The organism is Sinorhizobium numidicum (genome assembly GCF_029892045.1).
GTDB lineage: Bacteria > Pseudomonadota > Alphaproteobacteria > Rhizobiales > Rhizobiaceae > Sinorhizobium > Sinorhizobium numidicum.
In genome coordinates this window covers 995,582-1,016,416 of record NZ_CP120368.1, presented here as the reverse complement: position 1 = coordinate 1,016,416, position 20,835 = coordinate 995,582, and the positions used below count along the sequence as shown (strand labels likewise).

At 61.2% G+C, this 20,835-nt stretch carries 21 protein-coding genes and 1 tRNA gene; 11 read left to right on the top strand and 11 right to left on the bottom strand.

The genetic code is table 11. The features are described from left to right. The first annotated feature begins 39 nt into the window (after positions 1-39). Complete coding sequence (locus PYH37_RS15930) at positions 40-234, top strand: hypothetical protein (protein ID WP_280735885.1); 195 nt, start codon at positions 40-42, stop codon at positions 232-234. Between the two features lie 59 nt (positions 235-293). Continuing rightward, positions 294-647 (top strand): MmcQ/YjbR family DNA-binding protein, encoded by a 354-nt coding sequence (locus PYH37_RS15925; protein WP_280735884.1) that lies wholly within the window; start codon positions 294-296, stop codon positions 645-647. Positions 648-782: 135 nt separating this feature from the next. Here PYH37_RS15925 and PYH37_RS15920 read toward each other — a convergent pair whose 3' ends face one another. Both PYH37_RS15920 and PYH37_RS15915 read right to left on the bottom strand, forming a co-directional pair. Next, entirely contained in the window at positions 783-1,403 is a 621-nt protein-coding gene (locus PYH37_RS15920; protein WP_280735883.1) for a glutathione S-transferase family protein, read from the bottom strand. A gap of 323 nt (positions 1,404-1,726) precedes the next feature. Continuing rightward, a complete protein-coding gene (locus tag PYH37_RS15915; RefSeq protein WP_280735882.1) occupies positions 1,727-2,098 on the bottom strand; it encodes a DUF4406 domain-containing protein in 372 nt (123 codons plus the stop codon). Positions 2,099-2,190: 92 nt separating this feature from the next. On the opposite strand from PYH37_RS15915, the gene PYH37_RS15910 reads away from it, so the two are divergent. Then, positions 2,191-2,943, top strand: coding sequence for a DeoR/GlpR family DNA-binding transcription regulator (locus PYH37_RS15910; RefSeq protein WP_280735881.1), 753 nt, complete (start codon positions 2,191-2,193; stop codon positions 2,941-2,943). A gap of 21 nt (positions 2,944-2,964) precedes the next feature. On the opposite strand, the gene PYH37_RS15905 is transcribed toward PYH37_RS15910, so the two are convergent. After that, positions 2,965-3,972: an asparaginase gene (locus PYH37_RS15905; protein ID WP_280735880.1), complete on the bottom strand. Its 1,008-nt coding sequence runs from the start codon at positions 3,970-3,972 to the stop codon at positions 2,965-2,967. 71 nt (positions 3,973-4,043) lie between these two features. Here PYH37_RS15905 and PYH37_RS15900 point away from each other — a divergent pair, with 71 nt between their 5' ends. Then, a complete protein-coding gene (locus PYH37_RS15900) occupies positions 4,044-4,781 on the top strand; it encodes a DUF3750 domain-containing protein (RefSeq protein WP_280735879.1) in 738 nt (245 codons plus the stop codon). Positions 4,782-5,047: 266 nt separating this feature from the next. Here the strand turns inward: PYH37_RS15900 and PYH37_RS15895 are convergent, their stop codons facing one another. The 3 genes from PYH37_RS15895 to PYH37_RS15885 form a co-directional block, all read right to left on the bottom strand. After that, the gene (locus PYH37_RS15895) at positions 5,048-6,049 is read right to left on the bottom strand and encodes an NAD(P)H-quinone oxidoreductase (protein ID WP_280735878.1); all 1,002 of its coding nucleotides are present in this window, start codon (positions 6,047-6,049) and stop codon (positions 5,048-5,050) included. A 188-nt stretch (positions 6,050-6,237) separates the two neighbouring features. Further along, positions 6,238-8,037 carry a bifunctional diguanylate cyclase/phosphodiesterase gene (locus PYH37_RS15890; protein ID WP_280735877.1) on the bottom strand — a complete coding sequence of 600 codons (1,800 nt, stop codon included), beginning with the start codon at positions 8,035-8,037 and terminating at the stop codon, positions 6,238-6,240. Between the two features lie 140 nt (positions 8,038-8,177). Beyond that, entirely contained in the window at positions 8,178-8,726 is a 549-nt protein-coding gene (locus tag PYH37_RS15885) for an HdeD family acid-resistance protein (RefSeq protein WP_280735876.1), read from the bottom strand. Positions 8,727-8,873: 147 nt separating this feature from the next. Between PYH37_RS15885 and betI the strand changes: the two genes are divergently transcribed. The 4 genes from betI to betA all read left to right on the top strand — a co-directional run bounded on the left by betI (position 8,874) and on the right by betA (position 14,429). Beyond that, complete coding sequence (betI, locus tag PYH37_RS15880) at positions 8,874-9,461, top strand: transcriptional regulator BetI (RefSeq protein ID WP_280735875.1); 588 nt, start codon at positions 8,874-8,876, stop codon at positions 9,459-9,461. Positions 9,462-9,599: 138 nt separating this feature from the next. Continuing rightward, entirely contained in the window at positions 9,600-11,138 is a 1,539-nt protein-coding gene (betC, locus tag PYH37_RS15875) for a choline-sulfatase (RefSeq protein WP_280735874.1), read from the top strand. Position 11,139: 1 nt separating this feature from the next. Next, complete coding sequence (betB, locus tag PYH37_RS15870; RefSeq protein WP_280735873.1) at positions 11,140-12,603, top strand: betaine-aldehyde dehydrogenase; 1,464 nt, start codon at positions 11,140-11,142, stop codon at positions 12,601-12,603. A 176-nt stretch (positions 12,604-12,779) separates the two neighbouring features. Beyond that, complete coding sequence (gene betA / locus PYH37_RS15865; RefSeq protein ID WP_280735872.1) at positions 12,780-14,429, top strand: choline dehydrogenase; 1,650 nt, start codon at positions 12,780-12,782, stop codon at positions 14,427-14,429. A gap of 2 nt (positions 14,430-14,431) precedes the next feature. On the opposite strand, the gene PYH37_RS15860 is transcribed toward betA, so the two are convergent. After that, positions 14,432-14,917: a DUF6644 family protein gene (locus tag PYH37_RS15860; RefSeq protein WP_280735871.1), complete on the bottom strand. Its 486-nt coding sequence runs from the start codon at positions 14,915-14,917 to the stop codon at positions 14,432-14,434. Then, positions 14,917-15,303 (bottom strand): DUF6152 family protein, encoded by a 387-nt coding sequence (locus tag PYH37_RS15855; RefSeq protein ID WP_280735870.1) that lies wholly within the window; start codon positions 15,301-15,303, stop codon positions 14,917-14,919. The genes PYH37_RS15860 and PYH37_RS15855 overlap by 1 nt, the downstream gene beginning before the upstream one ends. Before the next feature lie 296 nt (positions 15,304-15,599). Between PYH37_RS15855 and PYH37_RS15850 the strand changes: the two genes are divergently transcribed. From PYH37_RS15850 to cysN, 3 genes are read left to right on the top strand one after another with little or no spacing between them, the layout of a single operon-like run. After that, on the top strand, positions 15,600-16,355 hold the full coding sequence (locus PYH37_RS15850) for a phosphoadenylyl-sulfate reductase (protein ID WP_280735869.1): 756 nt from the start codon (positions 15,600-15,602) through the stop codon (positions 16,353-16,355). 46 nt (positions 16,356-16,401) lie between these two features. Further along, the gene (gene cysD, locus PYH37_RS15845) at positions 16,402-17,355 is read left to right on the top strand and encodes a sulfate adenylyltransferase subunit CysD (protein ID WP_280735868.1); all 954 of its coding nucleotides are present in this window, start codon (positions 16,402-16,404) and stop codon (positions 17,353-17,355) included. Beyond that, positions 17,355-18,857 carry a sulfate adenylyltransferase subunit CysN gene (gene cysN / locus PYH37_RS15840; RefSeq protein ID WP_280735867.1) on the top strand — a complete coding sequence of 501 codons (1,503 nt, stop codon included), beginning with the start codon at positions 17,355-17,357 and terminating at the stop codon, positions 18,855-18,857. Before cysD ends, cysN begins: the two co-directional genes overlap by 1 nt. Before the next feature lie 89 nt (positions 18,858-18,946). On the opposite strand, the gene PYH37_RS15835 is transcribed toward cysN, so the two are convergent. The 3 genes from PYH37_RS15835 to PYH37_RS15825 all read right to left on the bottom strand — a co-directional run bounded on the left by PYH37_RS15835 (position 18,947) and on the right by PYH37_RS15825 (position 20,702). Continuing rightward, a complete protein-coding gene (locus PYH37_RS15835; RefSeq protein ID WP_280735866.1) occupies positions 18,947-19,090 on the bottom strand; it encodes a hypothetical protein in 144 nt (47 codons plus the stop codon). Between the two features lie 558 nt (positions 19,091-19,648). Beyond that, positions 19,649-19,885 carry a YjiS-like domain-containing protein gene (locus PYH37_RS15830; RefSeq protein WP_280735865.1) on the bottom strand — a complete coding sequence of 79 codons (237 nt, stop codon included), beginning with the start codon at positions 19,883-19,885 and terminating at the stop codon, positions 19,649-19,651. Between the two features lie 740 nt (positions 19,886-20,625). Beyond that, positions 20,626-20,702 (bottom strand) — tRNA-Pro (locus PYH37_RS15825). Positions 20,703-20,835: the final 133 nt, after the last annotated feature.

Genomic DNA, 20,835 nt, shown 5'->3' with positions numbered 1-20,835 from the left:
ATGTCTGACGCTGCGACTGCATCGGAAGGATGACTCGCCATGCTGAAGTTTTTCTCTATGCTAAAATTGCCTGCGATCACCTGCGGCGGTCCGGAGGCGGCGGTGAACTGGTTGCGCGATCCCCTCCAGCATCCGGATCTCGCCCAGATGGAAGAACGCGAACTTGCCGATCTGCCATTCCCGGGCTGGCCGTGGCCGCGCGCGGCGATGGACGGAACCTGCGACTGCCCATGATCGACGGCCATAATTCGGCTATTGTGGCTGACGCACTGGCGTGAACAGACGGCGTGATCATGGCGGGAGATATGGTGAGTTCCTTCGAACGGGTCCGGCGGCTGGCCGAGTCGATCGGACTGCCGGAAACGACCGTCGGCACGTCCTACGGAACGCCAGCGCTGCTCGTCAAAGGCAAGAGCTTCGCTCGGATGAAGAACGCCGAGACGCTGGTGGTGATGTGCGCGCTGGAAGAGAAGGAAATGCTGATGGAACTCGATCCGTCGCTTTTCTTCGAGACCGACCATTACAAGGGGTGGCCGGCGATGCTCGTTAGGCTGTCCGCTATCGACAATGAAACGCTGACGCAGAGACTGATTGCTGCCTGGCGAGAGAAAGCGCCGAAGCGGCTCGCGGCCCAGTTTGGTCCCTGAAACCTACGGCGTGTATCCTTAAATCGGAACCGATTTAAAGATACAAACATGCAGCGGTTCAAAGCGCTACAGCGACCTTTGTGCGTCCGAAAAGCGCTGTAGACCGCCCGACACGCGGCACCGACCAACGCCGCCCTATGCCTGCACCACCGCAAGCACCCTTGTGACGGCCGGCCTCTCGCCCATCCGGTTGCGGTGGTCGAGGATTTTCGGGAATTGTGACGGATCGACGCCATCGGCCTCTAGCCAGCCGGCGATCGTGAAGAGATAGGGATCGGCTATCGAATAATCTTCGCCCATGACGAAGGGACCGGCGAACATCGAGCCCTCGATCAGGGCAAAGCAATCCGTCATGTTCTTCGGAACCTTCGCCTTCATCGCCTCATGCGCAGCCGGATCGTCGGCCCACCGGGCGGCGCGACGGGCATGAGCATGGGCGACGTGCACCGTCGAGCAGAGATAGCTCAGGAAGGACTGCAACCGTGCGAACTCGAATGGTTCATTCAGCGGCGCCAGCCGGGCTTCCGGAAAACTCTGGGCGATATAGGCGAGGACAGCCGGCGTTTCGGTCAGCGTACCGCGCTCGGTCACCAATGCGGGAACCCGCCCTTTCGGATTGATCGCGAGGTATTCGGGCGTGGTCTGTTCGCCTTTCGAAAAATCGATACGCCGTGTTTCATACTCCACTCCAGCCTCCTCCAGGGCGATGTGCGAGGCGAGCGAACAGGTTCCGGGCGTATAAAACAGTTTCAGCATTGTCCTGCCTCCCAAACTTGCATGGCGGCCTGCGGCCGCAATTTGTGCCCGCAGCAAAAATGAAATCGCCGCGATTGACAAGGTCGGCGACGGCCCGCTAACAACTATGTGTTCTGTAAATGTTATAACATGATAGGAGCGACGGAGGTCTCGCGCCGCAAATGCCGGGCTGAACGTGCTGGCGGTCAGCCACACGGTGCCGCTCGAAGGCAGCGCTGCCGACAAGACCGGCTACACCGCAACGCTGACCTTCGTTGCCGAGCCGCACGTGCACGAATAATCGCGAAAACTGCCGGCGGAGCGAGCCCCGCCGGAGCTTTCACTCACGCGACCAGAGCGTCGGAACAGCCCGGCACGTCTTCGAGGCGGTAGTAGACCGGAATGCCGCGCTCATGGGCGATACGCACGTCATTGTCAGCCCCCTTGGAATCGCCCGGCAGCCGCAGTACGGCATCGCAAAGCGCGAGCAGCCTGCCGGCGACGGGATGGAAAATCTCCTCATAGAGGTCATCGCCGACATGGCTCCCGCCTGCCGCGCGCCATACGGGCAAGGCTACCCATTCACCGATCATCGGCACATGCCCAGCCCTGAAAAGGGCGTAGGACGGCTCTTCCAGACGCTTCAAGTTCTCCGCCATTTTAGACGGATCGTCTCCCGTACCCGAACGATAGGGACCAGCAATCAGGACAAGCATGATTTCCTCCAATATTTTGCACGAACTTTCCAGAAATTACCTGTTATTTTATGAACATTCATGCAATATCGTGACGAGTCAAGGAGAAATTGATGCTGACCACACAAAGACGGGCCATGATCGCGGCGAGACTCGACCGCGACGGACAGATCATTGCCAAGGCACTTGCAGACGAACTCGGGCTTTCGGAGGATACGATCCGCCGCGACCTCCGGGAAATGGCGGCCGAAGGCTTGTTGAAGCGGGTTCACGGCGGCGCACTACCGTTGGCGCCGCCTCTGCCCGATTTCGCCGCCCGCGGTGCAATCGCCAGTGAGACGAAGCGAAAGCTCGGCCGCCGCGCGGCAGGCCTCATCAAGGCGGGACAGGTCGTTTTCCTCGACGGAGGGACCACCAATGCGGAAATCGCGCGTGCACTGCCGCGCGACCTGCGCGCGACCATCGTCACGCATAGCCCGACGATTGCCGCCGAGCTTGAGCGCCACGATGCCGAGGTGATCCTCGTCGGCGGCAGGCTCTACAAGCATTCGATGGTAACAACAGGCGCGGCCGCGATTGCGGCCATCGAGGAGATTCGCGTCGACGTCTTTTTTCTCGGCGTCACCGCAGTTCACCCCGTGCATGGACTTTCGACCGGTGATTACGAGGAAGCCGCGATCAAGCGCGCGATTGCCCGCCAATCCGCCGAGACCTACGTCCTCGCTACGCCGGAAAAATTCGGCGCTGCCTCCCCTCACCGCATCCTGGGCGTCGGCGATATTGCCGGCCTGATCGTACCCGCGGATATGGCGGCCGAACCGTTATCCCCCTACCGCGATGCCGCCGCTACGTTGATCATGACCTGACGGCGCAAGCCGGTCGCAAAGTCAGATGGCGAAAGCCTCCGTCACGCGTACATCGCCGACATGCATGCCGTTCCAGTTGCTCATCGCGTGGTTGGCCTGCGCCATCAAGGCTGCGCGGATCTCAGGTTCGTCCGCAAAGAAGCGTGCGAGTGTGGCCGCGACCATCGCCTCGGCGGCGCGCGTCGTTCCGTCCTCGCATTTAAGCGCAATCGCGATGCCCTTTTCCGGGATTGCCGCGCAGAAAACGCCTTCGGCACCGGTCTTGGCGAAGATACGTCCGGGCGCCGTTTTCATCAGTCGCGTACAGGCACGCTTGGTGCCGGCGACATAGAACGGCTCGGCCATGCAGGCATCGATCAGGCGCTTCGAAGCACGCGCCCGCTCCGGTTCCAGCCCAAAGCCGGTCGCCATTTTGGCGAAACCGTGGGCAAGGGCCTTCAGCGGTACGGCATAGGTCGGGATCGAGCAGCCGTCGACACCGCAGTTGTCTCGAGCGAAAATTGCCCCCGTCAGGTCTGCCATGACGCCGCGGATTTGCCTCTGGATTGGATGGTCGTAGCCGATATACCCGGAAACCTCCGTGCCGGAGTGGCAGCAGGTGCAGACGAAGCCCGCATGCTTGCCGGAGCAATTGTTGTGCAACGCGCTCGGAGCCTCGAGCGAACGCGCCTGTGCGATCAGCGTCTTCTGGTCGGAGGACCAATGGGCGCCGCATTCGAGGGCACCGACGTCACGCTCCGCAGCCGCCAGCATTTCGACGGCGAGCGCCACGTGCTCCGGCTCGCCGGAGTGCGAGGAACAGGCAAGCGCCAGCGCCTTGGCGCCGAAACCATAGGCGTCCGCTGCACCGCTTTCCACGAGCGGCAGGGCCTGCATGGCCTTGCAGGCGGAACGGGGGAAGATGACCGCATCCGTATCCCCCAATGAAAATACCGTATGGCCTTCGCCGTCGACGGCGACGACCGCCCCGCGATGGCGGCTTTCGACCAGGTTTCCGCGCGTGACCTCGACCAGAACGGGATTAGACATGCTTGCCCTCAATTTTCCTTTTTCGCCTACGCATTTATCAGGAATCCATCTGCTGGAAACCGGGGTAATCCATGAAAATCTTGCGTCGGCTGCTCGCCGCCTTCCTCTTCATCTACCTGCTTCCGGCACTCGCCTCGGCGGGCTGGTGGTACGTGAAGGATAGGCCGCAGAGCTGGCGGGATGCGGATTGGTCCTCCGCCGGCATGCTGCCCGAGGCGAGCCAAAGTCCGGAAGCCGCAATCTACGTCTTCTCGGCGACCACAGGCGGCATGAAGGGGGCCGTGGCGAGCCATGCCTGGATCGTCACCAAGGAGGAAGGGGCCCTCGCCTACGGCCGGTACGAGAAAGTCGGCTGGGGCAAGCCGATCCGCAAGAACGCCTATCAGGCCGATGCGCGCTGGTATTCGAATGAGCCGCGCATTGTTGTCGCGATCAAGGGCGCGGAAGCGGAGCGGCTGCTTTCGAAGGTGGAGCAGGCGATCGCCGCCTATCCCTATTCCTCGCCCGGCACCTATCGCCTCTGGCCGGGCCCGAATTCAAACACCTTCGTCGCTCATGTGCTGCGGTCCGTACCCGAACTTGACGCAGTGCTGCCGCCGGACGCCGTCGGGCGCGACTACCTGCCCGGGGGCAGGCTCTTCCAGGTCGATACCGATGGTCTCGATCTTCATGCGACGCTCTATGGGCTCGCCGGTATTTCAGCCGGCTGGCGAAGCGGCTTGGAACTGCATTTCATGGGATTGGTGGCGGGGCTCGACGTTGCAAGGCCTGCAATCAAGATACCGGCCATCGGCCGTCTCGGGCTCTGATGCCCGCAATTCGGACCCATGATGCAAAAGGAAAAGGGCCGCACTTGGCGACCCTTCCATGAGTTTTGGCCTATGACGGCCCGGGCCGGCTGGCCCGAAGGAAGGCGGGTATCAAGCCGAGGGCTGCCTCGACTCCTTCACCTTTCCCATGCCTGTCACGAGGTCCGAAATCTCATTAGACATTGGATCACCTTCCTTTCTGTTGTTGCCGATATCTCCAACGTAGGTTGTTTCAGCCCGAATGCAAGGCCGACTATCGTCGTATCTCAGCCCAGCCTCACCACGATTTTGCCGATATGGTGGCCTGCGTCCATCAGTCGGTGACACTCGGCAATCTTTTCGAACGGCAGGACGGCATGGATGACAGGCGCAACTTCGCCACTCTCGAGGAGGGGCCAGACCCTTGCAAGCAGCCCGTCGCGGATCGCCTGTTTTTTCTCAGCCGTGCGTGGCCGAAGTAAAGATCCCATCACATGCAGCCGCTTCCTCAGGATCGGCGCGATATTGGCGTTTTCTACCCGCGCACCGCCGAGAAAGGCAATGATCGACAGGCGTCCGTCCTTGGCAAGGCAACCGATGTTTCGATCGAAATAGCGCCCGCCGACCATATCGAGAATGACATCGACCCCGCGCCCGCCTGTCTCATCGAGCACGACGGCTTTGAAATCTTCCTCGCGGTAGTTGATCGCGCGTCTCGCGCCAAGCTCCTCGCAAGCCCGACACTTCTCGGCGCTGCCGGCGGTCGCGAATACTTCCGCGCCGAAGGCTTTGGCGAGCTGGATTGCCGTTGTGCCGATGCCGCTCGATCCACCGTGAACGAGGATCGTTTCGCCCCGCTTGAGTCCTGCCATGTCGAAGACGTTGGCCCAGACAGTGAAAAAGGTCTCCGGCAATGCCGCGGCCCTTACCGCATCATAGTCCTTCGGCCAGGCAAGGGCCTGCGTCGCCGGCACCGCGCAATATTCGGCATAGCCGCCGCCATTGGCGAGCGCGCAAACCTTGTCGCCGATCGAGAACCCGGTGGCGCCGTCGCCGAGAGCCACCACCTCGCCCGCAACTTCAAGGCCGAGAATGGGGCTCGCGTCCGGCGGCGGCGAATAGTCGCCCTTGCGCTGCAGGAGATCCGGGCGATTGATCCCCGACGCCTCGACGCGGATCAGGATATCGCCGGGCTTCACCTGCGGCAGCGGCCCCCGCGCCAGCACCATGTTTTCCGCCCCACCCGGGTTTGGCACGTCCACATAGGTCATCTCGGTCGGAAGGGTCATGGCGGCATCCTCGCAAAACGGCATTGCGTCTAACCTATAGCCCCTCTGCCGTTCCGGAAAGTCCGCGCTCTCTTGCCGTCGAGCCAGACTTCCGGAATGGGAAGACAAGAGAACTCGATAAAACCGGCAACGTTGCCGTTCCGGCATGATCCGGCTTGTCACCAGCGGCGGCGGCCGGAGCTATGTCATCAAGGCTGCAGAAGCGGCTCCAGCACCAGACCGCTCTCGCTTGCCTTGGCGCGAGACTTTAACTCCGCAATCCGCGCGCTCACCGTCTGAGCGTCGGAGAGGATGTAGCCTTCCGGAAGCACCAGCACGGCGATTGAACAGCGCATCAGCGGGAATTCCTTCGTGGCACCGTCGCGGCCATAGCCGCTGATCCGTCCTGCCGCCTGGTGCTCCTGCGAATAGAGCTGCCGGACGTCCGAATGAAAATCATCGACAAGGCGCCCGAGCACCGTGCGCATCTCCCCTTCGCTGAAGCCGCTGACGCCGACGAAGAAATCGTCGCCGCCGACGTGGCCCAGGAATTTCTCCTCGCCGATGAAGTGGCGCCGCAGGAGGGCCGCAAACAAGGTGATCGCCAGATCGCCCTTCTGGAATCCGTAAGTGTCGTTGAACGGCTTGAAATCGTCGAAGTCGCAATAGCAGAAATAGCGCGTCTGATCGCCGTCGAGAATGGCGTCCTGCACATAATCGCGAATGGCGCGGTTGCCCGGAAGACCCGTCAACGGGTTTTGCTCCTGCGCCGTCTTTAGCTGCTTCTCGTTGATGATCTTCAAAAGCGACGAAGCGGAAAGAATGCCGGCGTAGCGCATGTTTTCTGTCACGATCACGCAATCGCTGCCGTCCATGCCGGCAAAAATCTTCAGCATCTCATCGGCAGGCGTATCGAGTTCGGCGGTCGGCGCCGGACTGACGAAATGCGAAATGCGGCGCTGATAGATGCGGTTCTTCAGGAGATCGCGGCCGAAGGGATGATAGATCATCTCCTTGACGTGGTACTCGTGCAGGATGCCGCGGGGCTCGCCATTGGCGTTCAGCACCGGAAAGAACGGCTGACGGGGATTGAGGCGGAAAAGGTCGAAAGCGGAATCGAGGTCGTCGCTCTCGCTGACCGCCGGAAGCTGCTCGATCTCCTTCCTGATCAGAATGCTGTCCAGTGTCGCCGAGCGCCGCCTGCCGCTGCCGATCGATGCCAAATGAGGATAGACCGGCTGCAACTCGTTGAGATGCGTCGTGGGACGGGCAACGAAATAGCCCTGTATCAGATCGCAGCCGATATCGCGGCAAACCAGCAATTCGGCCTCCGTCTCCACCCCCTCGGCGATCACCCGCGTCCCGAGCACATGGGCCATGTTGACCGTGTGGCGAACGAGGTGCCGCTTGCGCGGGTCCCTCTCGATGCCGGAAATGAAATGCCGATCGATCTTCACATAGTCGACCGGCTGGTCGCAAAGGAGTTTCAGCCCGTTGAAGCCGGCGCCGAAGTCGTCGATCGCCAGCTTGAAGCCGGCGAGCCGCAACTGGCGAACCAGCGCGGAGAAATCCGGCATCTTGCCGCCGTCGAAACGCTCCGAGAGTTCGAAACAAAGCGAGGACGGCGCGATATTGCCGCGCTTGAGATGATTGACCAGCCGTTCAACGACGTCCCCCTCGCCACCGACCAGGCGCGAATCGAAATTCAGGAACAGGGTACGCGCCGAAAAATCCGGAATGGTCGCGAAGGCGGCAACGGCGCGACTGTTAATCAAGTGCTCCAGCGCCAGGAGCTGACCCGCACTTTCTGCCCTATCGAGCAGCTCGAGCGGAGACGTGAAGCCCAGACGCTCGTATCCCCGCACCAATGATTCATAGCCGAAGACCGCGCCGGTCGTCGCTTCCACGATCGGCTGGAAGGCATTTTCGATGACGAGCTTGGCGAGCGTGACGATCTGCTCGTCGCCGAAGCGACGAAGCGACAGGACTTCTGCGGGGGCGGCGGACATGCCGGGCTCCAGGATAGCGACAATTGACGCGCGTCAGCATCGAAGGCAAGCGTCAACGAAGTCTTTCCCGAATGTGAAAGTTTTGTGAAGCTTAAGCGAGGGACAAAGGCACGCCTTTGCTCGTTGAAAATACGGCTCTTCTAGGCTTTGACGAGAACGCCGAAGGCAATCAGCGCCAAACCCTGCATGACAAGATCGATTGCCAGGAACAGGCCCAGAATCCAGAGACTGTCGACCGGCCAGCCGGCGGCGATGATGAGCCCGGCGGCCAAGGTGACAAGCCCGCCGATGACAATCCAGCCCCAGCCGGCCAGCGGCCGCAGCGTGAAGCCGACCCAGATGCGGAAGCCGCCAGCGACGATCAGTGCGAGCGCCAAAAGGAAGGTCAGGACCGAGGACGCGAGCACCGGATTGACAAAGGCGAACAGGCCCGCAGCCGCATAGAAAGCGCCGCTCAGCACCCAGAAGAAAAAGCTTTCCCAGCCCCTGACCTGAGAGGCGTGGGCGAGATTGAGCAGACCACCGATCAGCATGATGATGCCGACATAATAGACGGACGCGACGGTCGCCATGAGCAGGTTGCCGAAGGCGATACCGCCACACATGATCAGAAGCACGCCAAGGGCGACAAACCATCCCCATTTGCCTGCCACGGTGTCTCTACCGGCGGGATCGAAAGCGTGGGTCATTCTCAACCTCCAGTCTTGCCGATAAGTGCGAGCGCCACCTCATGATTGAGCCGGATTTTGCAGCAAAAAGAAAGGGAAAAAGCGAAAGTTTTTTATTGATTGATGCGTCAATCAAAAATAAACTGAGACGTGTCAGAGGAGACAGGAATGCCGAAAGTCGGAATGGAGCCGGTGCGCCGCAAGGCGCTGGTGGATGCAGCGCTGCGCGTGATCGGCGATCAAGGCACGCTGGCCGTCACCATGTCCGATATCGCCAGGACGGCCGGTGTCTCGCCTGCGCTCGCCCATCACTATTTCGGCAGCAAGGAACAATTGCTGATCGCGACCATCCGCAGCCTTTTGCGACAGTTGCGCCAGGATGCGGTGACCGCATTGAAAGCGGCAGCGACGCCACGAGAAAAGGTGAGCGCGCTGATCCGCGTCAGCTTCCGGGCAGACCAATTCGCGCCCGAGACGATCGCCGCCTGGCTCGCCTTTTATTCCGAAGCGCAGCGCTCCGACGACGTTCGCCGCCTTCTCGTCATCTATGCGCGGCGGCTGCGCTCCAATCTTTTGGTCAGCCTCAGGGCGCTCTGCGCAAAGGATGACGCGGAACGCATCGCCGAGGGCGCGGCTGCGATGATCGACGGGCTTTATATCCGCCAAAGTCTGAAATCGGCGCCGATCAGCATCGAAGCTTCGATCGCGCTGACGGAAGACTATGTGAATGCGCATTTGCAGGCTCGCGAAGCATGAGTCGGAGGCGACAACTCCGCCATGCTGGCAGGTAGTTGCCCCTCATCCGGCTGCCGCCATCTTCTCCCCTCTGCGGGGAGAGGCTAGGTTGAGGGGCAAAGGCCAACAAGCGAGATGTAGACTTAAGGAACAAACCGCGTGACAACCGCGAAGCCGAATATCCTGATCATTATGGTGGACCAACTGAATGGGAAGCTTTTCCCTGACGGTCCTGCCGACTTCCTGCATGCGCCCAACCTAAAGGCGCTGGCCAAGCGATCGGCCCGCTTCCGCAACAACTACACCTCGTCGCCGCTCTGCGCGCCGGCTCGCGCGTCCTTTATGGCCGGGCAATTGCCGAGCCGCACCCGCGTCTACGACAATGCGGCGGAATATCAGTCGTCGATCCCGACCTATGCCCACCACCTGCGTCGCGCCGGCTATTACACCGCGCTATCCGGCAAGATGCATTTCGTCGGGCCGGACCAGTTGCATGGATTCGAGGAGCGGCTGACGACGGATATCTATCCGGCCGATTTCGGCTGGACGCCGGATTATCGCAAGCCCGGCGAGCGCATCGACTGGTGGTATCACAATCTCGGCTCCGTCACCGGCGCCGGCGTCGCCGAAATCACCAACCAGATGGAGTATGACGACGAGGTGGCGTTTCTGGCAAATCAGAAGCTCTATCATCTATCCCGCGAGAACGACGACGAGAACCGCCGCCCCTGGTGCCTGACCGTCTCCTTCACCCACCCGCATGATCCTTATGTGGCGCGGCGCAAGTTCTGGGACCTTTACGAGGACTGCGAGCACCTGCTGCCGGAACTTGGCATGCTTCCGCCCGAGAAACAGGACCCGCATTCCAAACGCATCATTCTCTCCTGCGACTACGAGAATTTCGAGGTGACCGAGGAGGACATCCGGCGGTCTCGCCGTGCCTATTTCGCCAACATCTCCTATCTCGACGAAAAGGTCGGAGACCTGATCGATACGCTGACGCGAACAAGGATGCTCGACAATACCTTCATCATCTTCTGCTCCGACCATGGCGACATGCTCGGCGAGCGCGGTCTGTGGTTCAAGATGAATTTCTTCGAAGGCTCGGCGCGCGTGCCGCTGATGATCGCCGGCCCGGGCGTTGCACCCGGTCTGCATCTGACGCCAACCTCGAACCTCGACGTAACGCCGACGCTTGCCGATCTCGCCGGCATCTCGATGGACGAGGTCAAGCCCTGGACGGACGGCGTCGGCCTTCTGCCGATGATGAACGGCGCAGACAGGACGGAACCGGTGCTGATGGAATATGCGGCGGAGGCCTCCTATGCGCCGCTCGTCTGCATTCGGGAAGGCAAGTGGAAATATATCCACTGCGCACTCGATCCGGACCAGCTCTACGACCTTGAAGCTGATCCCTTGGAACTCACCAATCTTGCGGAAAGTCCGCGCAGCCCGGTCGATACCGCCACGCTCACCGCCTTTCGCGACATGAGGATTGCGCACTGGGACATGGAGGCCTTCGATGCCGCCGTGCGCGAAAGCCAGGCGCGGCGCTGGGTGGTATACGAGGCGCTCCGGAACGGCGCTTATTACCCCTGGGACCATCAGCCGCTGCAGAAAGCATCCGAGCGCTACATGCGCAACCACATGAACCTCGACAATCTCGAGGAATCCAAACGCTACCCGCGGGGAGAATGACATGAGAGCCCAACCGCAAGCCTCGCACTTCATCGACGGCGAATATGTCGAGGACACCGCCGGCACGGTGATCGAGAGCATCTATCCGGCGACCGGCGAAGTCATCGCGCGCCTGCATGCCGCAACGCCGGCGATCGTCGAGAAAGCGATCGCCGCCGCCAAACGGGCGCAGCCGGAATGGGCGGCGATGAGCCCGACGGCGCGCGGCCGCATCCTGAAGCGCGCCGCCGAAATCATGCGCGAACGCAACCGCGAGCTCTCCGAGCTCGAGACGCTCGACACCGGCAAGCCGATCCAGGAAACGATCGTCGCCGACCCGACCTCGGGCGCTGACAGTTTCGAATTCTTCGGCGGTGTCGCGGCCGCCGCACTCAACGGCGACTATATCCCACTCGGCAGCGATTTCGCTTATACCAAGCGGGTACCGCTCGGCGTCTGCGTCGGCATCGGCGCCTGGAACTATCCGCAGCAGATCGCCTGCTGGAAGGGCGCGCCGGCGCTCGCGGCCGGCAATGCCATGGTCTTCAAACCGTCGGAGAATACCCCGCTCGGGGCGCTGAAGATTGCCGAGATCCTGGTGGAAGCGGGCCTGCCGAAGGGCCTTTACAACGTCATCCAGGGCGACCGCTCGACCGGGCCGCTGCTCGTCAACCATCCGGACGTCGCCAAGGTGTCGCTGACCGGCTCGGTGCCGACCGGCCGTAAGGTCTACGAGGCGGCCGCCGCCGGACTTCGCCACGTGACGATGGAACTCGGCGGCAAGTCCCCGCTGATCGTTTTCGACGACGCCGATCTCGAAAGCGCCATCGGCGGCGCCATGCTCGGCAACTTCTATTCGACCGGCCAGGTCTGCTCCAACGGCACCCGCGTTTTCGTGCAGCGAAAGATCAAGGGCGCCTTTCTTGCGCGGCTCAAGCAGCGCACGGAGGCGATCGTCATCGGCGATCCGATGGACGAGGCGACCCAACTCGGCCCGATGGTTTCCAAGCCACAGCGCGACAAGGTCTTCTCCTATATCGAGAAGGGTAAAGCCGAAGGCGCGCGGCTCATGACCGGCGGCGGCATTCCGAACGCAGTGAATACCGAAGGCACCTATATCCAACCAACAGTTTTCGCCGATGTCACCGACGAGATGACGATTGCGCGCGAAGAAATCTTCGGACCGGTCATGTGCGTGCTCGACTTCGACGACGAGGCCGAGGTCGTCGCACGCGCGAATGCGACCGAATTCGGTCTCTCCGCCGGCGTCTTCACCGCGGACCTCACCCGCGCGCACCGGGTCGTCGACCAGCTCGAGGCCGGTACGCTCTGGATCAACACCTATAATCTCTGCCCGGTCGAAATCCCCTTCGGCGGCTCGAAGCAATCCGGCTTCGGGCGGGAAAACTCGGTCGCGGCACTCGACCACTATACCGAGCTCAAGACCGTCTATGTCGGCATGGGGCCGGTGCAGGCGCCTTATTGAGGATCAAGCGGCGTTTCGGGCGAGAGGCTGCTGTTTTTCTCCCTCATCCTTGGGCGAGCGAAGCGTGTTCCGGGGATCCAGCAGCGCCAGGTCGGTGGCGCGAAAGAGTCCTTCCAAGAGGCAGCGTCACGGCAATCATCGCCGCCGCTTAAAGGATACAAAAGAAAGACCATCGCATGCAGGCAGATTTTGTCATCATCGGTTCCGGCTCGGCAGGCTCGGCGCTTGCCTATCGTCTCTCGGAAGACGGCAAGCATTCGGTCATCGTGCTGGAGTTCGGCGGCTCCGATTTCGGCCCGTTCATCCAGATGCCGGCGGCCCTTGCCTGGCCGATGAGCATGAACCGCTACAATTGGGGCTATCTCTCCGAGCCGGAACCGAACCTCAACAACCGGCGCATCACCGCGCCGCGCGGCAAGGTGATCGGCGGCTCCTCCTCGATCAACGGCATGGTCTATGTCCGCGGCCATGCGGAGGATTTCAATCGCTGGGAAGAGCTCGGCGCCAAGGGCTGGGCCTATGCCGACGTGCTGCCCTATTTCAAGCGGATGGAAAATTCTCATGGCGGCGAAGAGGGCTGGCGCGGTACCGACGGGCCGCTGCATGTCCAGCGCGGCAGCCTCAGGAATCCCCTCTTCCGCGCCTTCATCGAAGCGGGGAAACAGGCAGGCTTCGAGGCTACCGAAGACTATAACGGTTCGAAGCAGGAAGGCTTTGGCCTGATGGAGCAGACGACCTGGCACGGCCGTCGCTGGTCGGCCGCTTCCGCCTATCTTAAGCCGGCACTGAAACGGTCCAATGTCCAGCTCATTCGTTGCCTCGCCCATAAGATCGTCATCGAGAATGGCCGGGCAACGGGCGTTGAGATCGAACGCAACGGCCGGACAGAAGTGGTGAAGGCCAATCGCGAGGTGATCGTCTCGGCGTCGTCCTTCAATTCGCCGAAACTGCTGATGCTCTCGGGCATCGGTCCTGCAGCGCATCTAAGAGAGATGGGTATCGAGGTGGAGGTCGACCGCCCGGGCGTCGGCCAGAATCTCCAGGACCATATGGAATTCTATTTCCAACAGGTCAGCACCAAGCCGGTCTCGCTCTATTCTTGGCTGCCGTGGTTCTGGCAGGGCGTGGCGGGGGCGCAATGGCTCTTCTTCAAATCCGGCCTTGGCATTTCCAACCAGTTCGAGGCCTGCGCCTTCCTGCGCTCGGCTCCCGGCGTCAAGCAGCCGGACATCCAGTACCACTTCCTGCCGGTGGCAATCAGCTATGACGGCAAGGCGGCGGCGAACTCGCACGGCTTTCAGGTGCATGTTGGCTACAACCTGTCGAAATCACGCGGCGACGTCACGCTTCGCTCCCCCGATCCGAAAGCCGATCCGGTCATCCGCTTCAATTATATGAGCCATCCGGAGGACTGGGAGAAATTCCGCCATTGCGTGCGGCTGACGCGCGAGATCTTCGGCCAGACGGCCTTCGACCTCTATCGCGGCCCGGAAATCCAGCCGGGAGAAAAAGTCCAGACGGACGAGGAGATCGACGCCTTCCTGCGCGAGCACCTGGAAAGCGCCTATCACCCTTGCGGCACATGCAAGATGGGTGCGAAGGACGACCCGATGGCGGTGGTGGATCCGGAAACGCGGGTGATCGGTGTTGAAGGACTGCGTGTCGCCGATTCCTCGATCTTTCCGCACATCACCTATGGCAATCTCAACGGCCCCTCGATCATGACCGGCGAAAAGGCCGCCGATTACATTCTTGGCAAGCAACCGCTCGCCCGCTCCAACCAGGAGCCTTGGATCAATCCGAGATGGGCGTTGAGCGACCGGTGAGACTACTCTGAAAGGAAGCCGATCCAGCGCCCGGAAAGTACCGCTCCGGTCCAGATCGCCACGGAAAGCAGGGCCGAGAGGCGGACTCTTGGGGAAAGCGGTCCGCCCTTGACGGCTGCTCGCCATTGCGGCGTCAGATGCAGCAGCAGCGCATTGGTGATGCCGAGGGCAAGCAGGGTGATCTTGGTGAGAAAGGCCGCATTACCGGCATATTCGAGCGGGCGGACACTGAAGAGGCAGAAGCCGGTGATGATCGCGAGGCCGACGCCGGTCGCCGCCGCGCGCGAGAGGAACGGCCCGACCACCTCTACCGGAACCTTCCTGAAGAAGCCGAGCAGCCGCAGGTCGAGTGGAAGGATCGCGCCGACTAAGAGCCCAATCGAAAGGACGTGCGCAGCGTTCACGAAGAGATAGAGGATTGCGGAGCGCCGTATCGCCACCGCAAAGGGCAACGTCCCGATCCACTCCAGCACGCTTACCCCTTCCATCAATTCGTCCGTATGCGCTCCGGATAAATGTCGTAGACCTTTCCGGCCACCGTGATCCGGACCGCCTTCATCCTCTTCTCGCTGCGGTCGAGCGAGCGATTGCCAAGTGCGACGATCGGATCGCCGATCTTTGCGACGCCCTCGACGAAACCGGAGCGTTCGGTGAGGCGGGGATTGCCGAGTTCGACTCGCCAGACGCCGTCATTTTTCGTCTCGACGCGAAGGGTCGGATGCGGCGGCGCCATCGAAATCTCGCGGATCGTCCCGGAGAGCTCAATCTGATCGGCTTCCGCCCAGGACCAGCCATGATGTGCATAGGCACCCGTGGCGACAAGCAGCCCAAGGAGAGCTGCGACGAGCATGCGAAGCGGTAAGGGTCTGGCCATCTCTTCTCTCCTGTCCATGGACCCATAAGATCAGCCTGAACTTGGCGCGCTTGAAACGGAAGGACAGTGCATTCAACAAATCTTGAACGCCGAGAGACCATTCAGCGCGGTACGCGCACGAGTAACCTGGCCCTGCACGTCTGCGGGGAGAATAATCTACCAATTTACTAGGTTTTCTTAGAACTTTCTGGATGAGAGAGATATTTGCTCTGATCCTTGAGCAATAGAAATCCGTTTTTCTGTCCTTTGTCACAAACGGCTGCGATATTCCGTGCAAATTGCAACAGGATGCAGCCATGACCACGCAATCCCTCGAAGCCAAAGCGGAGGCCTTGAACGCAAAGCTCGAAGGCCTGGATCTTGCCGGACGCCTGGCCCTGGTCGCCGGTCTTGAAGGCCGGACCGTTTTCACGACGTCGCTCGGTATCGAGGATCAGGTCATCACCGCCGCGATCGGAACCGGCCGCCTCGGCATCGAAGTTGCGACGCTCTCCACCGGCCGCCTCTTCAACGAGACCGTTGCGCTCATCGACCGGACCGAGGAAACCTACGGCATCCTGATCAAGCGCTATCATCCTGAAAAGGCCGATATCGATGCTTACGTGGCGCAGTACGGCATGAACGGCTTTTACGAAAGCGTCGAGGCGAGACATGCCTGCTGCGGCGTGCGCAAGCTGAAGCCGCTTGCCCGCGCCCTTGAAGGAGCACGCTACTGGATTACCGGCCTGCGTCGCGGCCAGTCGGGCAATCGCGCCGCCACCCCATTTGCGGAAGCGGATCTCGAACGCGGGCTCATCAAGATCAATCCGCTTGCGGATTGGGACATCGAGACCATCCGCGCCCATGTCGCGGCACAAGCCATTCCCGTCAACCCGCTGCACGGCCGCGGCTATCCATCGATCGGCTGCGAACCCTGCACCCGCGCGATCAAGCCCGGCGAGCCCGAGCGGGCTGGACGCTGGTGGTGGGAGAATGACGAGAAGCGGGAATGCGGTCTGCATGTGCCGGAAGCAGCTTCCTCCATTATCCCCAGTGCAAGCAGCGCCGCCTGAGGCGGCAGCCGCATCAAAAGACAAGTATCCTCCCCTGGAGTTCGAAATGCCCCACACCCATCCGGAAACGGAACTGCACAATCCGCAGAGCGCGAAGCCGCCGCTCGACCCGCATCTGAAGGCGCTGGAAAACGAAGCGATCCACATTTTCCGTGAGGTCGCGGCGGAATTCGAGCGCCCGGTGATGCTCTATTCGATCGGCAAGGACTCCTCCGTGCTCCTGCATCTGGCGCGCAAGGCCTTTTATCCCGGCCGCGTGCCCTTCCCGCTCCTGCATGTCAATACCGGCTGGAAGTTCCAGGAGATGATCGCCTTCCGCGACGAGATGGTCGAAAAATACGATCTCGATCTCGTCGTTCATACCAACCCGCGCGGGGCTACCGAGAACATCACGCCGTTCTCGCATGGCTCGGCGCTCTATACCGACATCATGAAGACCGAGGCGTTGCGCCAGGCGCTCGATGCCGGCCGGTACGATGCCGCTTTCGGCGGCGCGCGGCGCGACGAGGAAGCAAGCCGCGCCAAGGAACGCATCTATTCCTTCCGTACGCCGGACCACCGCTGGGACCCGCGCAACCAGCGCCCCGAGCTCTGGAACATCTATAATGGCATGGTCCGCAAGGGTGAGAGCGTGCGCGCCTTCCCGCTATCAAACTGGACGGAAGTCGACATCTGGCGCTACATTCAGGCGGAAGAGATTCCGATCGTGCCGCTCTATTTCGCGGAGAAGCGCCCGATCGTCGAGCGCGACGGCATGATGATCCTCGCCGAAGACCCGCGCCTCGAGCTTCTGCCTGGCGAGACGAAGCGCGAAGAAGTCATCCGCTTCCGCACGCTCGGTTGCTTCCCGCTGACCGGCGCCATTCGTTCCCGCGCCACCACACTCGACGACATTATTTCCGAACTTGAAACCGCGACCGTCTCCGAACGGCAGGGCCGCGCCATCGACCGCGATCAGGCCGGATCGATGGAAAAGAAGAAACGCGAAGGATATTTCTGATGACCGCACCCGCCATCGCGAACGCCGCTCTCGACGAAACGACCGCTGTCGTCGCTTTTCCGGCGCAGGAGCCGGCGCGGGCCACGCGGGATACCCGTCCGCTGCGTTTGATCACCTGCGGCAGCGTCGATGACGGCAAGTCGACGCTGATCGGCCGGCTGCTGTGGGACACCAAGGCGGTGAAGGAAGACCAGGCCGCAAGCCTCCAGCGCGATTCCAAGGGCAAGCAAAACGATCTCGGCCTGCCGGATTTCGCCTTGCTGCTCGACGGGCTGCAGGCCGAGCGCGAACAGGGCATCACCATTGATGTCGCCTACCGTTATTTCTCGACCGACAGGCGCTCCTTCATCGTCGCCGACACGCCCGGCCATGAGCAATATACCCGCAACATGGCAACCGGTGCCTCGACCGCCGATCTGGCCGTGCTGCTGGTCGATGCGCGCGTGGGCCTTCTGGAGCAGACCCGCCGCCACGCAACGATCGCGACGCTGATGGGCATTCGCCAGTTCGTGCTCGCGGTCAACAAGATCGACCTTACGAACTACGACCGCGCCCGCTTTGAACAGATCTCGCACGAATTCAGGGAACTGGCGCTGTCGCTCGGCGTGCGTCAGGTCACAGCGATCCCGGTCTCGGCGCTGAAAGGCGAGAACGTCGTCTATGACGGCCGCGCCTCCATGCCCTGGTATGATGGTCCGACGCTGATCGAGGTTCTGGAGCTCGCAACGACGCGCTCGGCGCAGACCGTCGGCTTCCGCCTGCCGGTGCAGCGTGTTTCGCGCCCCGGTGAAAGCTTCCGCGGCTACCAGGGCACGGTTGCCGGCGGCTCGGTGAAGCCCGGCGATTCCGTCGTCATCCTGCCATCCGGCATCGTCGCCAATGTGACGAAGATCGTCACGTTCGATCTCGTGCGCAATGCCGCCGTTGCCGGCGATGCGATCACGCTCGTGCTCGACCGTCAGGTGGACGTTTCGCGCGGCGACGTGATCGCGGCGATCGACAGCCAGCCGATGACCGGGCTTGCCTTCGATGCGCAGCTTGTCGCGCTCCAGCCGGAAGGCATCCAGCCCGGCAAGCGCTACTGGCTGAAGTCCGGCAGCCGCCGCCAGCGCGTTCAGGTGCAACCCGCGAGCCAGCTCGACCTCAACAGCGGCAAGTGGAACCAGACGCAAGAGCTGCCGATGAATGCCATCGGCAAGGTTCACCTCGCCTTCGACGAACAGGCGATCTTCGACACTTACGAGCAGAACCGCACGACCGGCGCCTTCATCCTGATCGACCCCGACACCAACAATACGGTTGCCGGCGGCATGATCACCGCCAAGCGTGCCGCTCTCGGCGGCATCCATGCGGAAGAGAGCCGGGTGATCCTCTCGCTGCCGGCCGATCTCGCCGACCAGCTGATGGCGACGGAAATCTTCGCCAATCGCCGCGAAGACGCAGAGGTACGCCGTGTCACTGCCGCAAAGGCCGTGGAGATCATCGACGCGATCGACGGCTGATCAACGATTTTGCGACGATCGACAGGGGGCCACGCGGCCCCCTTTTTCGTTGGCGAACGCCGCTTCATACTTTCCTCTGCCGGCGATCATCAGGCGTGCCTCTCGATGGTCGCCAGATCGATGGTCAGCGGCGGTAGATCGGCATGCCGCCAAAGCTGATAGCCGACGACACTGCCCAGGATGACGGACCAGATAAGGATTTCGCGCAGTGTGAAAATTGGTTCCTTCGACATCGCTGTCTCGCAGAGGATGCATTCGTTGAAGGCATCATCGCGTCCATCGTTCACTTTGAGAAGACAGCGTTTTGGAAACAGGACGTTTCTTAGTGAACAATAAAGCCCGCTGGGCGCCCTACAGCGCTGTGCGTCTTTTCAGACGCACAAAGGTCGCTGTAGCACTTTGAATTGCTGCATGTTTTTATCCTTAAATCGGCTCCGATTTAAGGAAACATGCAGTAGCAACGAAGCCGGCAGCGTCTCAAAACGGCACACTTCCAAGAAACGATTCAGGTTGATGCGATTGCCGCCACTGGGGGCCTTTCAATGCGGTCCTCACTTGGTAAGGTGGCCCGTCGGCCATGATGACCGATAGGGCTGTTTCACCGCTTCGAACGTCGTGGGACAGTCCGCCTGCCTAAGCAGGCCAGCCCCGGCGGACAAGCCGCCGAGGCCTTACTGCATGATTCCTTAAATCGGAACCGATTTAAGGACAAAATCATGCAGCGATTCAAAGTGCTACAGCGAACTTTGCGCGTCTAATTAGACGCGCGGCGCTGTAGATGTCACCTTGCCTTAAAACCGGACATCCCAAGGGAAAAATCTGGCTTCCCCGGGCGCGTTCTCACTCTCCGGAAGGCCGATATCGCGGAGCATGCGATTTGGCAGGTGAGACATCTGGTTCTTCATTTGACGACGCCTCCAGGCGGCCAGAATCAACGCACCCGTGGTCTTCCAGACGCCGAATTTCCGGCACAGTTCGTCGACCGTTGCCGCAAGGGTATCGACAACTAAAAATTGTGCTTCGCGCATGAGCTTCTGTCCCGGCGCAACGCGCAGCCAGGTCCTCTCGTAGGTCAAAAGACGCGCGGATGCGGACGCGGAAATGCGAACAGTCGCTCCGTCAGCCGGTCACGTCAGATCAGATGGGAAAATGCCAAACGGCGGAAATCCGGGGCTTAGAGGCCCTGGAACCAAAATCGGCTTGGGCTAGATGCACGACACATCGAAGCCATGATAGCCGTCCCGCCAGAGAGGCGCACAAACACGAGAATAGATTCCATTTCACGCCTCCTCTGATTGAATTGCGGATAGCGTTACATTACACGAGACTGGCCGATCGGCAAGTACACAATTTCGAATTGTAGAAATCACACATGAATCGTTGCAGGAAAGCAACACCATTCCGATGACCCACACTCGACCCTAAGCCCGTCCGCTTCACGCTTCGGCCGGTGCGTTCGGCCTGCTGTCGTTGCCCCCTCTTGCCTGCCGGATAGAACTTTCCGGACCCCGGGGACTACCACCGTGGCATTCCGTTGCGGCTGTAGCTCAGTGCGTAGAGCGTCGGCTTCCGACTGCGGTGTCGAGCTTCGACCCCTCGCCCGCCGCCACATGCAACGCGCTTCGGTTATACCGGCGACGACCTTATCAAACGAGTTCAGGAGGAAATGCCGCCGATAGAGTCGTTTCTGTTGGTAAGACGTAGCGTCGACGCCAAACCTACGACGCGAAAAACGCTGATAATTCGATGATTTCGGGAGGTTGTAAGCTGGTCGGAGTGGAGTGATTCGAACACTCGACCCCCACGTCCCGAACGTGGTGCGCTACCAGACTGCGCTACACTCCGTGACCAGCGGCGCCTCTATAGAACAGCATTTTCGATTTCACAAGCGCCTAGCTCAAAAAAGAATGCCCGCACCACCAAAATTCGACCGAAGGAACGCCTGTCCACACCCGCCGCCGCGCGCCAAAATAGGGCG

What these genes read in the sequence shown, in the direction of transcription:
- PYH37_RS15925 (WP_280735884.1), top strand. Translation starts at nt 294, where the DNA reads ATGGCGGGAGATATGGTGAGTTCCTTCGAACGGGTCCGGCGGCTGGCC.
- PYH37_RS15915 (WP_280735882.1), bottom strand. Translation starts at nt 2,098, where the DNA reads ATGCTTGTCCTGATTGCTGGTCCCTATCGTTCGGGTACGGGAGACGAT.
- PYH37_RS15895 (WP_280735878.1), bottom strand. Translation starts at nt 6,049, where the DNA reads ATGACCCTTCCGACCGAGATGACCTATGTGGACGTGCCAAACCCGGGT.
- PYH37_RS15930 (WP_280735885.1), top strand. Translation starts at nt 40, where the DNA reads ATGCTGAAGTTTTTCTCTATGCTAAAATTGCCTGCGATCACCTGCGGC.
- PYH37_RS15860 (WP_280735871.1), bottom strand. Translation starts at nt 14,917, where the DNA reads ATGGAAGGGGTAAGCGTGCTGGAGTGGATCGGGACGTTGCCCTTTGCG.
- betB (WP_280735873.1), top strand. Translation starts at nt 11,140, where the DNA reads ATGAGAGCCCAACCGCAAGCCTCGCACTTCATCGACGGCGAATATGTC.
- PYH37_RS15920 (WP_280735883.1), bottom strand. Translation starts at nt 1,403, where the DNA reads ATGCTGAAACTGTTTTATACGCCCGGAACCTGTTCGCTCGCCTCGCAC.
- PYH37_RS15850 (WP_280735869.1), top strand. Translation starts at nt 15,600, where the DNA reads ATGACCACGCAATCCCTCGAAGCCAAAGCGGAGGCCTTGAACGCAAAG.
- PYH37_RS15885 (WP_280735876.1), bottom strand. Translation starts at nt 8,726, where the DNA reads ATGACCCACGCTTTCGATCCCGCCGGTAGAGACACCGTGGCAGGCAAA.
- PYH37_RS15890 (WP_280735877.1), bottom strand. Translation starts at nt 8,037, where the DNA reads ATGTCCGCCGCCCCCGCAGAAGTCCTGTCGCTTCGTCGCTTCGGCGAC.
- PYH37_RS15855 (WP_280735870.1), bottom strand. Translation starts at nt 15,303, where the DNA reads ATGGCCAGACCCTTACCGCTTCGCATGCTCGTCGCAGCTCTCCTTGGG.
- betA (WP_280735872.1), top strand. Translation starts at nt 12,780, where the DNA reads ATGCAGGCAGATTTTGTCATCATCGGTTCCGGCTCGGCAGGCTCGGCG.
- cysN (WP_280735867.1), top strand. Translation starts at nt 17,355, where the DNA reads ATGACCGCACCCGCCATCGCGAACGCCGCTCTCGACGAAACGACCGCT.
- PYH37_RS15830 (WP_280735865.1), bottom strand. Translation starts at nt 19,885, where the DNA reads ATGCGCGAAGCACAATTTTTAGTTGTCGATACCCTTGCGGCAACGGTC.
- betI (WP_280735875.1), top strand. Translation starts at nt 8,874, where the DNA reads ATGCCGAAAGTCGGAATGGAGCCGGTGCGCCGCAAGGCGCTGGTGGAT.
- PYH37_RS15910 (WP_280735881.1), top strand. Translation starts at nt 2,191, where the DNA reads ATGCTGACCACACAAAGACGGGCCATGATCGCGGCGAGACTCGACCGC.
- PYH37_RS15900 (WP_280735879.1), top strand. Translation starts at nt 4,044, where the DNA reads ATGAAAATCTTGCGTCGGCTGCTCGCCGCCTTCCTCTTCATCTACCTG.
- PYH37_RS15835 (WP_280735866.1), bottom strand. Translation starts at nt 19,090, where the DNA reads ATGTCGAAGGAACCAATTTTCACACTGCGCGAAATCCTTATCTGGTCC.
- cysD (WP_280735868.1), top strand. Translation starts at nt 16,402, where the DNA reads ATGCCCCACACCCATCCGGAAACGGAACTGCACAATCCGCAGAGCGCG.
- PYH37_RS15905 (WP_280735880.1), bottom strand. Translation starts at nt 3,972, where the DNA reads ATGTCTAATCCCGTTCTGGTCGAGGTCACGCGCGGAAACCTGGTCGAA.